Origin of the sequence: Exiguobacterium sp. s194, from assembly GCF_018618275.1 — a bacterium.
GTDB lineage: Bacteria > Bacillota > Bacilli > Exiguobacteriales > Exiguobacteriaceae > Exiguobacterium > Exiguobacterium chiriqhucha.
Window position 1 is genome coordinate 92328 of record NZ_JACSLT010000007.1, and the last position, 13561, is coordinate 105888.

9 protein-coding genes and 1 other annotated feature are annotated in these 13561 nt (G+C 52.7%); of the genes, 3 read left to right on the forward strand and 6 right to left on the reverse strand.

The window, feature by feature from the left end; translation table 11 throughout:
- Positions 1 to 78 precede the first annotated feature (78 nt).
- The 6 genes from KNP85_RS10225 to KNP85_RS10250 form a co-directional block, all read right to left on the reverse strand.
- The gene (locus KNP85_RS10225; RefSeq protein ID WP_251128739.1) at positions 79 to 1185 is read right to left on the reverse strand and encodes a PQQ-dependent sugar dehydrogenase; all 1107 of its coding nucleotides are present in this window, start codon (positions 1183 to 1185) and stop codon (positions 79 to 81) included.
- A 35-nt stretch (positions 1186 to 1220) separates the two neighbouring features.
- Positions 1221 to 2681, reverse strand: a complete 1461-nt coding sequence (locus tag KNP85_RS10230; RefSeq protein WP_029596060.1) for an MDR family MFS transporter — start codon at positions 2679 to 2681, stop codon at positions 1221 to 1223.
- Positions 2682 to 2852: 171 nt separating this feature from the next.
- On the reverse strand, positions 2853 to 4148 hold the full coding sequence (locus KNP85_RS10235; RefSeq protein ID WP_214719852.1) for an ABC transporter substrate-binding protein: 1296 nt from the start codon (positions 4146 to 4148) through the stop codon (positions 2853 to 2855).
- 179 nt (positions 4149 to 4327) lie between these two features.
- Positions 4328 to 5311 (reverse strand): aspartate--ammonia ligase, encoded by a 984-nt coding sequence (gene asnA, locus KNP85_RS10240; protein WP_214802919.1) that lies wholly within the window; start codon positions 5309 to 5311, stop codon positions 4328 to 4330.
- A 66-nt stretch (positions 5312 to 5377) separates the two neighbouring features.
- Positions 5378 to 5619: a binding site (T-box leader), on the reverse strand.
- Positions 5620 to 5725: 106 nt separating this feature from the next.
- A complete protein-coding gene (locus KNP85_RS10245) occupies positions 5726 to 6631 on the reverse strand; it encodes a carbohydrate ABC transporter permease (RefSeq protein ID WP_251136279.1) in 906 nt (301 codons plus the stop codon).
- Positions 6628 to 7533, reverse strand: coding sequence for a carbohydrate ABC transporter permease (locus KNP85_RS10250; RefSeq protein WP_058765715.1), 906 nt, complete (start codon positions 7531 to 7533; stop codon positions 6628 to 6630). The genes KNP85_RS10245 and KNP85_RS10250 overlap by 4 nt, the downstream gene beginning before the upstream one ends.
- Before the next feature lie 242 nt (positions 7534 to 7775).
- On the opposite strand from KNP85_RS10250, the gene KNP85_RS10255 reads away from it, so the two are divergent.
- The 3 genes from KNP85_RS10255 to KNP85_RS10265 all read left to right on the forward strand — a co-directional run bounded on the left by KNP85_RS10255 (position 7776) and on the right by KNP85_RS10265 (position 13550).
- On the forward strand, positions 7776 to 9461 hold the full coding sequence (locus KNP85_RS10255) for a formate--tetrahydrofolate ligase (protein WP_214802921.1): 1686 nt from the start codon (positions 7776 to 7778) through the stop codon (positions 9459 to 9461).
- A 22-nt stretch (positions 9462 to 9483) separates the two neighbouring features.
- Complete coding sequence (locus KNP85_RS10260) at positions 9484 to 10413, forward strand: alpha/beta fold hydrolase (protein WP_214802923.1); 930 nt, start codon at positions 9484 to 9486, stop codon at positions 10411 to 10413.
- A gap of 161 nt (positions 10414 to 10574) precedes the next feature.
- Positions 10575 to 13550: an SH3 domain-containing protein gene (locus KNP85_RS10265; RefSeq protein ID WP_214756690.1), complete on the forward strand. Its 2976-nt coding sequence runs from the start codon at positions 10575 to 10577 to the stop codon at positions 13548 to 13550.
- Positions 13551 to 13561: the final 11 nt, after the last annotated feature.

The window sequence follows — 13561 nt, forward strand, 5'->3', positions numbered from 1 at the left end:
TTTCCATATGAGAACCATTATACAAGATTTAAGGTTGAAGAATCCATAAAAAATAGAAACTGACAATTTCGTCAGTTTCTATTTAAGGGGTAGTCGCATCAGTTGATCATCCCCACTTTGAGGGTTGCCACGTCCGTCCGTATTGTTCGTGATAAAGTAAAGTCCTTCGTCCTCCAACCAGACGTCACGGATGCGACCTTTATCCTCGACGAGCGGGATGACCTCACGTGATTCCCGATCGATGGCGACGAGACGATTTCCACGAAGCGTCGCCATATACACGTACCGGTCATCGGCAACGATTCCCGACGGTGCCCACGACGTCTCCCCGACCTCGAACCATGGTGTTTCAAGACCATCTTGCGTCTGCTCCGCCTCGATGAGCGGCCAGCCATAATTGTTCCCCTCATCAAGGATATTCACTTCATCGTGACCGGACGCCCCATGTTCACTCGCATAGAGCGTATCTTCGACCTTCGCCAAGCCTTGAGGATTGCGGTGGCCGGACGAATAAATCCAATCGGTCGGATTGCCCGCTCCCGATAACGGCACCCGTAACACTTTTCCGGCAATCGATGTCTCGTCTGGCGCCAGTTCCGGCACGAGGGCATCTCCGGTCGTGACCCAAAGCACGTCACCATCGAGCAACAACCGTCCGCCGTTATGGAACTGGGCCCCTGGAATCTCATCGAGCACGACGCCCGTCTCTTCAAACTGATTGCCATCCCACGTCAACTCGACGACCCGGTTCTGGACGTTTCCAGGCGTCCCGTACGTATGATAGGCGTACAGTTGGCGTGACGTCGCAAAATCTTCGGTCAAGGCGATTCCGAGCAGACCGCCTTCCCCGATTTCAAGCACGTCTTCTTCCAAGATGACCGGTTGTCGGTCGAGATTCCCGGCTGCATCGATGACGGCAATCGTGCCGCCGCGTTCCGAGATGAGCCATCCATCATCGGTTCGTGCGATTGACCACGGCGCCTCTAACTGCTCGACGATCGATTCAGTTGCACCGGTCGACACGTCGCCTTCTGGCTCGGTTGCTTCCGGCTCTGGTGCCGTGTCAGACGGTGCTTCTTCGGTCGACTCCTCGACTGGTGCCTGTTCAGGTTCCGGCGTCTCGGTCGATTCCGAGGCACAACCGGCAACAAATACGAGCGACAAGATGAACATCCATCGTTTCAACGTGATCGCCTCCTTTTCACCATCATACCGTGTCTTTAGTTGTCACGTGAAGGTTCCGGTGGGCTAACCGGTAATCGCAGCGCAATCAAGAGCGCGATGAACGCGGCGAAGGCTGCGCCGATGAAGACGGTGTTCAATCCGCTGGCGATGAGTTGCTCGCCTTGGAGCCGGACGGTCGCGTTTAGCGCCTCGGTCATACTCCGATTGAAGAACGATTCGAGTGACACACCGCTTAACCCAGCCTCCTCACGGAAGCCGCTCAGGACGATGAAGTTGAACACGGCACCGAACACGGCGACACCGAGCGTCTGACCGACAGTGCTCAAGAATGAGTTCGCCGCTGTCGCGGTCCCCCGTTGACGATACGACACGACCGTCTGTAAGACGACGATGAACATCGGTTGCGACAAGCCGAACCCGACGCCGATAATGGCGACAGCGAGGTAGACGAACAGGTCTGGGCTCGATTGCGTGAGCAACGTCAAGATGATTGTCCCAATCAACAAGAGACTCATTCCCGTCACGGCCCGACGTCGTGGCGAGGCCGCGCCAAGTGTACGGCCGCCGATAATCGACGTGAACGTCCAAGCGACCGAGAGCGGCATCAGCATGAAGCCGGCTTCCGTCGCCGATTTACCAAGGACGGCCTGGGCCCAGATCGGGATATAGGCCGACATCGAGACGAGCACCCATGCTGCGAAGAAGACGGCACCATTGATGGACGCGATAATCGGTTGTTTCAACAGATCGAGCGGCAACAACGGTGTTTTCGCACGCCGTTCCGATAAAAAGAAACTAGTGAGCAGCACGACACTGAACACGGCACTGACGATAATCGATGGCGTCCAGACGTTCGTCTCGCTGAACGTGATCAATCCATATAAGAACGCCGTCGTTCCGAACGCGAACAACAGCGCCCCTTTGACGTCGATTCGCTCCGTCGTCTCCGTCACCGTCTCTTTATAGAAGACAATGATCATGATGAATGATAACAGTGCGAACGGGACGTTCAGCAAGAAGACGTAGCGCCAAGACAACGTCTCGACCAAGAACCCGCCGATGACCGGCCCGAGCACGCCCGAGACACCCCAGACCGCGCTCAAGATGCCTTGAATCTTGCCGCGCTCCTCATACTTGTACAAGTCGCCGATGATGGTCATTGAAATCGGCAATACCGCCCCGGCGCCAAGCCCTTGGAGCGCCCGGAAGATAATCAATTGCTCCATCGATGTGGCGAGGCCACATAGGAGCGAGGCAAGTGTGAACAATCCAATCCCGAACAATAGGACCCGCTTGCGCCCGAACAAGTCGGCCACTTTCCCGTAAATCGGTGTCGACACCGCCGTGAACAGCAGGAAGGCTGCGAACACCCAACTCACGAGGGCGGCCCCATTCAACTCGCTCGCGATGACCGGTGTCGCGACTGAGACGACCGTCCCTTCAATCGCCGCTAAAAAAGTCGCCAATAACAATGCGACCGTGACATTCTTTCTCATTCGTTTCATCTCCCCAATAAAATAGCGGTGCCGGAAGGTTCCGAGCACCACTTCAACTGTCTATTATTTTGTGCGAGCGACGCCCGTTTGACAAGCCTCAACTTCTGCCCGGTCTTGTCACGACTAAAAAACACAAGCGGCGAAGGGGTCATTTCGCCGCTTGTGTTGCTGTTATTTTGCCTTATCCGCCCATACTTTCGTGAAGTCTTGGAGCATCTCGTCCCCGGTCTTTTGACCGCCGACATACGCTTGCATCAACGCGCCGTACTCGTTGACCGCGCCGTCCGGATACTTGAACCAGTTCCATGAGATCGTCTTGCCTTCGTTCGAATAGGCCAAGATGTCGTCAGCAAGCGGACCGAGATCGTTCGCTTCAATCGATTTGAACGCCGGGATGAATTTAAATTTGTTGACCATGTAGTCTTTACCCGTGTCGGATGTTGCCATCCATTCGAGGAAGTCTTTCGCTTCTTCTTTATACTTCGAGTTTTTATTGACGACCCAGTTGTTCGGGACGCCGACCGGGAGACGGTCCATCTTCTCTTTGTCATCGTTGATCGGGATCGGGACGAAGCCCATCTCAATGTCCGGATTCACGTCGAGAATCATCTGTTGCGCCCAGTTCCCTTGTTGCAGCATCGCCGTCTCACCTTGAGCGAACTGTGTGACTTGCGTGTTATAGTCCGTCGTGAGCGGGTTCTTGTTGCCGTATTTGATCGTGAGATCGAACAGCTTCAAGAACTGTTGGAACTGCTCATTGTCCTCGAATTTTTCTTTATTCTCATTAAGCGCCTGGATGAACGCATCCGGGTCGTCTTGTTGTGCCATCGGAATGTTGAGCAAGTGAATCCCGAGAATCCAGAATTCGGCGTAACCGACCGAGAACGGTGTGATGCCTGCTTTATCCAACTTCTCTGCCGCATCCGTTAACTCGGACAACGTCTTCGGCAACTCGCTGATGCCCGCCTTCTCGAACAGCTCCTTGTTATAGATGAAGCCGTACCCTTCCAAGTTCATCGGCATGCCGTACAATTTCCCGTCCATCGTCATCGGTTCCTTGGCCACTTCCGTCAAATCACCGACCCACTTCTCGCCAGACAGATCTTCCAATTTGTCTTTCCAAGTCTGGGCTTCGGTGAAACCACCGTTATTGAAGATGTCCGGCTCGTTGCCCGACGCGAACTGCGACTTGAGCGCGGCCCCGTAATCGGCTCCGCCGCCGACCGTTTGAACGGTCACTTTGACGCCGGTCTCTTCCTCGTATTCTTTCGCCATCGCTTCAAGGTCTTTGGCGATTTCTGCTTTGAACTGGAAGACGTTCAACGTGACGTCTTGCTTGTCCCCGTCATCCGCGTTCGCATCGTTCGATCCTTCATTTTCCGTAAGCGACCCGCCGCCACAGGCCGCAAGTGTCAATACCATCCCCGCCGTCATGACGGCGGTTGATAATCTCCATTTACGTTTCATTTCGCTTCCTCCTAAGTATAGAGTCGATATTCCTTCAACATTCGGTACACCCTAACTTTAGATGAAAACGCTTCCATTATGTAGGTGTCAAAATTGACGTGTAGGGTGGAAAATGTTGCACAGAAAACCAGGACTTTCTTATTGAAAAGAAAGTCCTGGTTTTAGTTTCTTCTATATAATTACAACAGGCTGATTCCAGCTTCTTCACATGCTGTGATCATCTCACTCGGCCAGACCGACGATTGGACTTCACCGATATGGCGGGCACGTAGCAAATACATGGCGACACGTGACTGCCCGATGCCGCCCCCGATTGTAAGCGGGAGACGTCCTTCAAGGACCGCTTGATGGAACGGGAACTTGCGTTTGTCTTCAGCTCCAGCTGTCACCAATTGCTCGGCAAGCGCTGTCTCGTCGACACGGATTCCCATCGACGACAGTTCGAACGCCGATTCGAGTTCCGGGTGCCAGACGAGGATATCGCCGTTGAGCGACCAGTCGTCATAGTCCGCCGCGCGACCGTCGTGCTTATCGCCTGAAGCGAGTGCGCCGCCGATTTGCGAGAGGAAGACTGCGCCGTGTTCTTTACAAATCGCGTGCTCTCGCTCTTTAGGCGTGAGGTCCGGGTAAAGGTCTTCTAACTCTTGGCTCGTCAAGAAGTGAATCGACTCTGGCAAGATCGCCTCGATGCCGTACATCGATTCGACCGCCTGTTCCGTCTCGCGGAGCGCTGCGTAAATCGATTCGACCGTCGCCTTCAAGTACTCCGTCGTCCGATGTTCCCGGGCGATGACACGTTCCCAATCCCATTGATCGACGTGAAGTGAGTGTGTCGCGTCGAGTTCTTCATCACGACGGATGGCGCGCATCTGTGTGTACAAGCCTTCACCGACTTCGAATCCGTAGCGGCCGAGCGCTTCGCGTTTCCACTTTGCGAGCGACTGAACGATTTCGAGCTCATGCCCTGGATACTGTGTATCGAACTGGATGATGCGTTCGACACCGTTCAAGTGGTCGTTGACACCGCTCGCCGATGTGACGAACAGCGGGGCTTGAACTTGTGTGAGTCCGAGCGCTGTGCTGAACTTGTCTTCGAATGTCGCCTTCACTACTGTAATCGCCTGTTGTTTTTCCTTCATCTTGCTCATTGCTGTTGTTGTCATGTTTTCTTCCTCCAATTGTGGGATTTCGGGATGGAGCCATAGAAAAAAGCCCTCCAATCCCATGGACTATGGGACGGAAGGCTTCAAGCTCCGCGGTGCCACCCAAATTAGTAGACGAATCTACTCACTTTTTCGAGACGAACATCTCGTAGTTCCGATAACGGGGAACGGTCCGGCTACGTCTACTTGCAAAGCGTTCGGGTAGCGACTCCAGGAGGTTCTTCGACAGAGATTTCAGTCCGGGCTCTCACCTTCCCCGGCTCGCTTTGCTTACGTCTTCTGTGTACTCGTCCTTTCAATGTCGTTCACAATTGAATTGACCCAATTATTATCAATATTCAGACGAATGTCAACCACTTTTCCAAAAAAAAATTCTCCCCCGTGTAGCGAACGGGGGAGATCCCTTGGGCAGGGTTATTTGATCGAGCCGCTCGTAATCCCTTTGATAATATGCTTTTGCATACCGAAGAAAAAGACGAGGAGCGGAACGATCCCAAGGACTAAACCAGCAAGTGCCAAATCCCATTGTTTTGTATATTGTCCGAAGAAATAGAACGTCGCGAGCGGAATCGTCCGCAGCTCGATGTCTCGGAGGACAAGTGAAGGTAAGAGAAAGTCATTCCAAATCCAAAGGCTGTTCAAGATGACGATCGTCACCGTGATCGGTTTGAGGAGCGGGAAGACAATCCGCCAAAACACACCCCATGTCGAACAGCCGTCAATGATGGCCGCTTCTTCAATCTCTTCCGGAATCGACTTCATAAAACCATGATAGAGAAAGACGGAGATGCCGGACCCGAAGCCGAGATACATGACCATCAGTCCCCAATGACTGTTTAAAAGACCGAGCAGGCTCGACACTTTCACGAGCGGAATCATGATTGACTGAAACGGGATGACCATCGCCGCGACGAACAAGAAGAAGATGACGGTCGAAATCCAATGTTTTGTCCGGACGAGCTTCCAGGCCGCCATCGAGGTGAACAGCACGATAAGAAGGTTCGCCCCAGCCGTGATGAGAAGCGAGTTCAAGAAGACGCGTCCGTAGTTCATCGCCTCCCAGGCTTCTGTATAGTTCGACGCGAGCCAGACGCTCGGCAAGGCAGACGTGTTCGTGTAAATCTCGGCAATTGATTTGAACGAGTTGACGATGACGTAATAGAACGGGACGAGATATAACAGTCCAAGTAGAATCGCCACCAGTTCGACGAGACCGAGACCGGCCGTATATCCACCCGCCCGCAGCGGTCTTTGCGGTAGCAATCGCTGGGGAGATGAATCGACCTTCGCTTCGATGCGTTCAATTTTTTCTGTCGTCATGCCTCCACCTCCCGCTTTTTCGTCAAATAGACTTGAGTGACGGTAATCGCCGCGACGACAAGGAAGAAGATGACCGCTTTCGCCGAGCCGAGCCCGTAATTATTATTCACGAACGATTCTGTATAGATGTTCAAGGCGAGCATCTCTGTCGATTTGAATGGGCCTCCGTTCGTGAGCGACAAGTTCGTGTCGAACACTTTGAACGACCAGGAGATCGTCAAAAACAGACAGATGGTGATCGACGGCATAATCATCGGTAACGTGATGTGACGCAACATCTTCAATCGATTTGCCCCATCGATTTTGGCCGCTTCCAGCAAATCCGTCGGCACGTTTTGAAGCGCTGCGATGTAGATGACCATGACGTAGCCTCCGCCTTGCCAGATGGCGACGATGACGATGCCCCAAAAGGCTGTCTGGGCGTCACCGAGCCACGGCAGTTCGAACAAACTCCATCCGGTCAGTGCCCCAATTGATTCAAAGCCCTTCACATAGATAAACTGCCAAATGAATCCGAGAATGAGCCCGCCAATCAAGTTTGGCATGAAAAAGACGGTGCGCAGGATATTGCGTGTCTTAATGTTCATCGTCAACAGTAAGGCCAGTAAGAAACCGACGATGTTCGTCAAGATGACGGCCACAATCGTGTATTTCGTCGTAATCCAGAACGAGGCGCGGAACTGTTCATCCTCGAATAGAATCCGCTGATAATTGTCCCACCCGACTACGTTCAACTGACCCGTCACACCGTTCCAATCCGTGAAGCTGTAATAAATCCCGTTTATGAACGGTATGAGCACAATCGCCACAAACGCCAAAAAGGCCGGACCGACGAATGCAATAAAACTCGCTGGTTTCTTCCAATTTCGTCTTCGCTTGTGTTGTTTTGGTGTTTCTGTCATGTTCATCGCCTCCACTATCAACTTACCTTCAAATAACCAAAATGAAAACGGATACATTTGACGGAAAGGGTGGAATATATTGCACTCAATGGGTGAATTATACGAGACGATGCGTTATGATAAACTCAATTACAACACGAACGAGTCTTCCTGAATGAAGAATTAAACCTTGATTCTAAGTCGATTCACGAATGAAATGAAATAAACCGATTACAATGTTCGAAAGTGGAGGGATTTTATACATGACGACGATTAAACCGTTATCCGACCTAACGATTGCCCAACAAGCCGAGATGTTGCCCGTCAAAGAGATTGCGGAAAAGCTCGGTTTACAAGAAGATGACCTCGACCTATACGGGAAATATAAAGCCAAGTTATCCTTCGACGTCATCGATCGGATGGCGACTCGCGAAGACGGGAAGCTCATTCTCGTCACGGCAATCAATCCGACTCCAGCCGGTGAAGGAAAGTCGACCGTGACCGTCGGGCTCGGCCAAGCGCTCAACCAACTCGACAAACAAGCGATCGTCTGTTTGCGAGAACCGTCGCTCGGGCCGACAATGGGCTTAAAAGGCGGTGCCGCCGGCGGAGGATTCAGCCAAGTGTTGCCGATGGAAGACATCAACCTTCACTTTACAGGCGACATGCACGCTATCACCGCGGCCCACAACACGATTAGCGCCATGCTCGACAATCATCTCCATCAAGGGAACGACCTTGGCATCGATGTCCGGAAAATCGTCTGGAAACGTGTGCTCGACTTGAATGACCGGGCGCTCCGTCACGTGACGATTGGCCTTGGCGGCAGTGCCCATGGCGTACCTCGTGAAGACGGCTTTGATATCACGGTCGCGTCTGAAATCATGGCCATCCTCTGTCTCGCCGATTCGTTGACTGACCTCGAGGCACGCATCAAGCGAATCGTCGTCGCATACGATCGGGACAATGAGCCGATCACGGCCGAACAAATCGGTGCGGCCGGTGCCGCGACACTGCTATTGAAAGAAGCGTTCAAGCCGAACTTGGTGCAAACACTTGAACAGACACCAGCCCTCGTTCATGGTGGTCCGTTCGCCAATATCGCGCACGGATGCAACTCATTGATTGCGACGAAAACCGCGCTCAAGCTCGGTGAATATGTCGTCACCGAAGCTGGTTTCGGAGCCGATCTTGGCGCCGAGAAATTCTGTCATATCAAGTCACGCATCGGAAAATTGAACCCGGACGCCGTCGTTCTCGTGGCGACAGTCCGTGCTTTGAAAATGCATGGCGGTGTCGCCAAAGACCAACTCCACGTCGAGAACGTCGGAGCTGTCGGAAACGGGTTAAAACTTCTCGCCAAACATGTCGAGACGATGGGGAAACTCGGTTTGCCGACCGTCGTCGCCCTCAATCGATTCAATTCGGATACAGCCGAAGAGTTGGCGTCCGTCCTCGATTGGTGTGAAGCGAACCACATTCGAGTGGCGCTCAGTGAAGTGTGGTCGAATGGTGGACAAGGCGGTAGTGCCCTCGCCGAGGCCGTCATCGACACGATTGAGTCGAACGAGAGTTCGTTTACCCCGCTCTATGCGTTAACCGATTCCATCGAACAGAAAATTTTGACGATCGCCCGTGAAGTGTATGGAGCGGCCGACGTCACCTTTACCGCAACCGCGAAAAAACAGATGGCACAAATCGAGGCGAACGGCTGGCAGCACTTGCCGATTTGTATGGCGAAGACGCCGTTCTCGCTCTCGGATGACCCGACGAAACTCGGATACCAACACGGCTTCACCGTGACGGTGCGAGAGTTGAAACCGTCGGTCGGCGCTGGCTTTCTCGTCGCCTTGACAGGTAACGTCTTGACGATGCCGGGTCTGCCGAAACAACCGGCCGCCTTGAATATGGGGATTGATGAGACTGGGAAAGCGATTGGCTTATTCTAATCAAGACAACGGAGGGATAGGGATGGACGTCACGGAACATACGTATGCGGACGGATACCGGACACAACTATTGCACGTCAAGGCCAGACAACCGATTGGAAATTGTTTCATTTTCCATGGGATGCTTGAACATCATCAACGTTATGTCGAATTCGCTGATTTTTTGTCAGAAATTGGTTTTAATGTGTTTCTGTGCGACCTTCGCGGCGCCGGTTCTTTGGCCCGAACCCAGTCCACTTACGCTCATCTATCTCCACACGAAGGATTTGATCAAATGGTCGACGACGCCATCTCGCTCCTCGATCACTATCAAGATGAATTGCCGACCGTCGTCCTCGGCCATAGTTTCGGCTCGTTGCTCGCGCGTCGACTCGGTCAACAGTTAGGTCATCGATTGGCGGGTGTCATCGCCGTTTCCCCGCCCCCGCATTCTGGATTGATTGGACGTGCCGGACTGTATGCGATCGATTTGGCCATTCGGTTCAAAGGGAGCACCCATGAATCCCGTTTATTCGAACGCTTGTTGTTCGGGCGATATAACTTGAAATTCTTACCCGCCACGACCGAGAGCGATTGGATTTCTAGTGTCCCCGAGGAAGTGACCGCCTATATGAACGATCCGGACTGTGGTGGGATTCCGACGCTCGGATATTTACACGAGGTAGCAAAAGCGTCACTCGATGTGACCTCTGCCGCCCGGATACAAGAACATCCGAAAACACTACCAATTTTGTTCGTCGTAGGTGCCGATGACCCCGTCGTACATGACGGAGAAGGACTCTCCGGAATCGTCCGCAAACATCAGGCCGCCGACATCGAATTGACCGTGCTGTTTTATGATCAGGCTCGCCACGAAGTGCTTCGTGAGCGCCAACGCCAAGACATCTGGACGGACATCGGCGACTGGATGCATCAAACGATACGAATCGCAAAAAGAACCTCCATTTCCTAGGAGGTTCTTTTTGTTTACCAAAATCATACAATAGGATTCTAATTCATTTACCTTTTTTGTAATTTAGATTCTTCTTTCCAATTTTTAAGTGCGCTATACTTAGACCGCACACTAAAAGAATACACATATTTTGATACGTATTCACCGAAAGGGGTAACACATTGAAGCCAACGATCACACGATTGAGCACGGCCGTCCTCATCTCTAGCACGGTGTTGAGTACGCTCGTCCCCGCTCATTCATATGCAGCAACATACGAAGGAACAGTGAATACATCGATTTTAAATGTTCGTTCCGCCACATCTACCACTTCGGATATTGTCGGGAAATTGACCGAAGGCGAAACCGTTCAAGTGTATACGACGAACGACAACTGGGCTCAAATTGAATTCGAAGGTGAAAAGCGCTACGTATCGTCGACTTATTTGACACTCAAATCGACCGTCACGAAAACGGCGACGACCGCCTCGACGACGGCGACGTCTGCTTACAAAGCTGATGCGAACGTCAACTTGCGCTCATCGACATCGACGTCTGCCACCGTCTTGACGACCATCCCGAAAGGCGCGACCGTCACTTATATCTCTTCGCATGGCGCAACCGGTTCATGGATGAAAGTGACGTACGGCAAGTACACCGGTTACGTCGTAGCTCGATACTTTACGCCGTCGGCTCCTGTCGAAACACCATATTACGCGAACAAGACAGCGGTGCTATACAACTCGACCGGTTCGGGCGCGACGAAACTCGCGACGATTCCGGCTGGTGCCAAAGTGACGCATCTCGCCTCACTCGGCGCGACCGGCTCATGGTTTAAAATCCAATATGGCACGAAAATCGGCTACGCTCCATCCCGTAACTTCTCGACGTCACTATTGACTCCAGATACGTCGACGCCTGAAACGACGACGCCTTATTTTTCAATCACAAACGTCGCCCTTTATAACAGTTCGGCCTCAGGCGCGACGAAGATCGCGACCATCCCTTCGGGTGCCCAAGTCGAACAAATCGCAATGGCAGGACTCAGTTCGTCCTGGTTCAAGATTCGTTACAATGGCGTCACCGGCTATGCCGCAGCCCGTAACTTCTCGAAGACGAAGCCGGAAGTCGTCGTACGAACGCCTTATTACGCCGCTCGCGATCTCGTGTTGTATAAATCGTCTGCCTCGGGTGCAGATCGTCTCCGGACCATCCGCGCCGGCAGTAAAGTGACACAAGTATCGGATGCTGGACTCGCGAGCTCATGGTTTAAAATCGAGTATGACGGTGTCACCGGCTATGCCGCAGCTCGCAACTTCTCGACGACACCACCAGAAGTGATTGTCATCAAGCCTTATTACGCGATTCGGAACGTAGCGATGTACAGTTCGTCCGCCTCGGGCGCAACGAAAATCGATACGATTCCATTCGGTGCGAAAATCGAACAAATCTCTCAAAGCGGATTATCGAGCTCATGGTTCAAAGTCCGCTATGACGGGAAAACCGGTTATGCCGCTTCACGTCACTTCTCAGTCGAAAAACCGGAGGTGATTGTCGTGACAGATTACTACACGACGCAACGAGTCGTCCTCTATGACCGGTCGGCATCACCGAAAACAAAAATCGCAGTCATTCCGACAGGGACAAAAGTTCAGCAAATTTCTGAGGCCGGATTGACCAGCTCGTTGTATAAAATCAAGTACGGCTCGCTCACGGGCTATGCGACCGCGAGTTACTTTGCGGACAAGCCGCCAGTGCCAGAAGAACAGCTCGAATCAGAACGTGAAGTCGAGGTCGTCGTCGCGAACAACGGGACGTTGAACGTGCGCAATAAAGCAGTTGATGGCGCCGTCATCGGGACGCTCGCGAACGGGACGGTCGTCAAAGTGAAGCCAATCGTCGGTAGCGACTGGGGGGTCATCTCATATCTCGTCAACGGCTCGCTCGTGAAAGGGTACATCTCCCTCACGTATACGAAACCGTACACACCGCCTGTCGCCGGCAGTAAGGAAATGGTCATCACCGAAACGGCCTATCCATACACGCTCGCATCGATGGTGACGACGCAACGCAACGTGTTCGCCCAGTCGGACGCCTTCCGGGCTGCGAACGCCTATGTACCGAAAGCGTATATCACTCGCGCGACACCGACCGCCACGACAGGGACGATCAGTTCGACGGAACTCATGACGACTTCATTCCAATATTTGAAGGCAACCGCTTCAACAGCCGCAGCAAACTTGGGCGGCTTGTCGACGAATACGAAACTTGAGTACCTCGGCACACAAAAAGTCGGTTCGACGACTTGGTATAAAGTAAAATCGGGTCTACTGACCGGATACGTCAGCGCCGCCAACGTCGCTGGTAATGTCAAGGTATTGAAAGACGCTTCTATGACAGCTCACTCGTTCGGGGTGCTCAACCCAGGTGAGACGGTGAGCATCACTGGTGAGCTCGGTCAATATTACACAATCAGCTACTATCGCCCGAGTGGATACAACATTCGCGTCTATGACCGGTCTTGGCGTCTTGCGACGGATGAGGAAATCACACGTCACGTGTCACCGTCTTCGTTCGCCACGACGTCACGGGAATATTTCCAGTTCCTCGATTTGTCGAAGGGGGCCGATTTGACGGCGCCTGTCTTGAACAAGTCGCTCGTCGGTAAAGGGATTTTAGATGGACGCGGTCAAGCGTTCATCGATGCGTCACGTACGCACAACGTCAACGAAATTTACCTATTGTCGCATGCATTGCTTGAAACCGGTCATGGGACGTCCGCCCTCGCCACCGGGACAGTTGTCTCGAGCGTCGACGGCAAGGCCGTCACACCGAAGACCGTCTACAATATGTACGGAATCGGTGCGATTGACGGGAACGCCCACGTCAAAGGGGCTGAGCGCGCTTATAAAGAAGGTTGGTTCACACCGGAAGCCGCCATCATCGGCGGTGCCAAGTTCATCGGGGATTCGTATATTAACAACCCGAGCCGGAAACAGAACACGCTCTATAAAATGCGCTTTAATCCATCAAATCCTGGGACGATGCAATATGCCACGGATATCGCTTGGGCGACGAAACAAACCGCCAACATCTACAACATGTATCAACAGCTCGACGCCTACACGCTTTACTTCGAAGTTCCAAAATTCCAGTAAGACACAAAGAG

What these genes read in the sequence shown, in the direction of transcription:
- KNP85_RS10230 (WP_029596060.1), bottom strand. Translation starts at nt 2,681, where the DNA reads ATGAGAAAGAATGTCACGGTCGCATTGTTATTGGCGACTTTTTTAGCG.
- KNP85_RS10235 (WP_214719852.1), bottom strand. Translation starts at nt 4,148, where the DNA reads ATGAAACGTAAATGGAGATTATCAACCGCCGTCATGACGGCGGGGATG.
- asnA (WP_214802919.1), bottom strand. Translation starts at nt 5,311, where the DNA reads ATGACAACAACAGCAATGAGCAAGATGAAGGAAAAACAACAGGCGATT.
- KNP85_RS10245 (WP_251136279.1), bottom strand. Translation starts at nt 6,631, where the DNA reads ATGACGACAGAAAAAATTGAACGCATCGAAGCGAAGGTCGATTCATCT.
- KNP85_RS10250 (WP_058765715.1), bottom strand. Translation starts at nt 7,533, where the DNA reads ATGACAGAAACACCAAAACAACACAAGCGAAGACGAAATTGGAAGAAA.
- KNP85_RS10255 (WP_214802921.1), top strand. Translation starts at nt 7,776, where the DNA reads ATGACGACGATTAAACCGTTATCCGACCTAACGATTGCCCAACAAGCC.
- KNP85_RS10260 (WP_214802923.1), top strand. Translation starts at nt 9,484, where the DNA reads ATGGACGTCACGGAACATACGTATGCGGACGGATACCGGACACAACTA.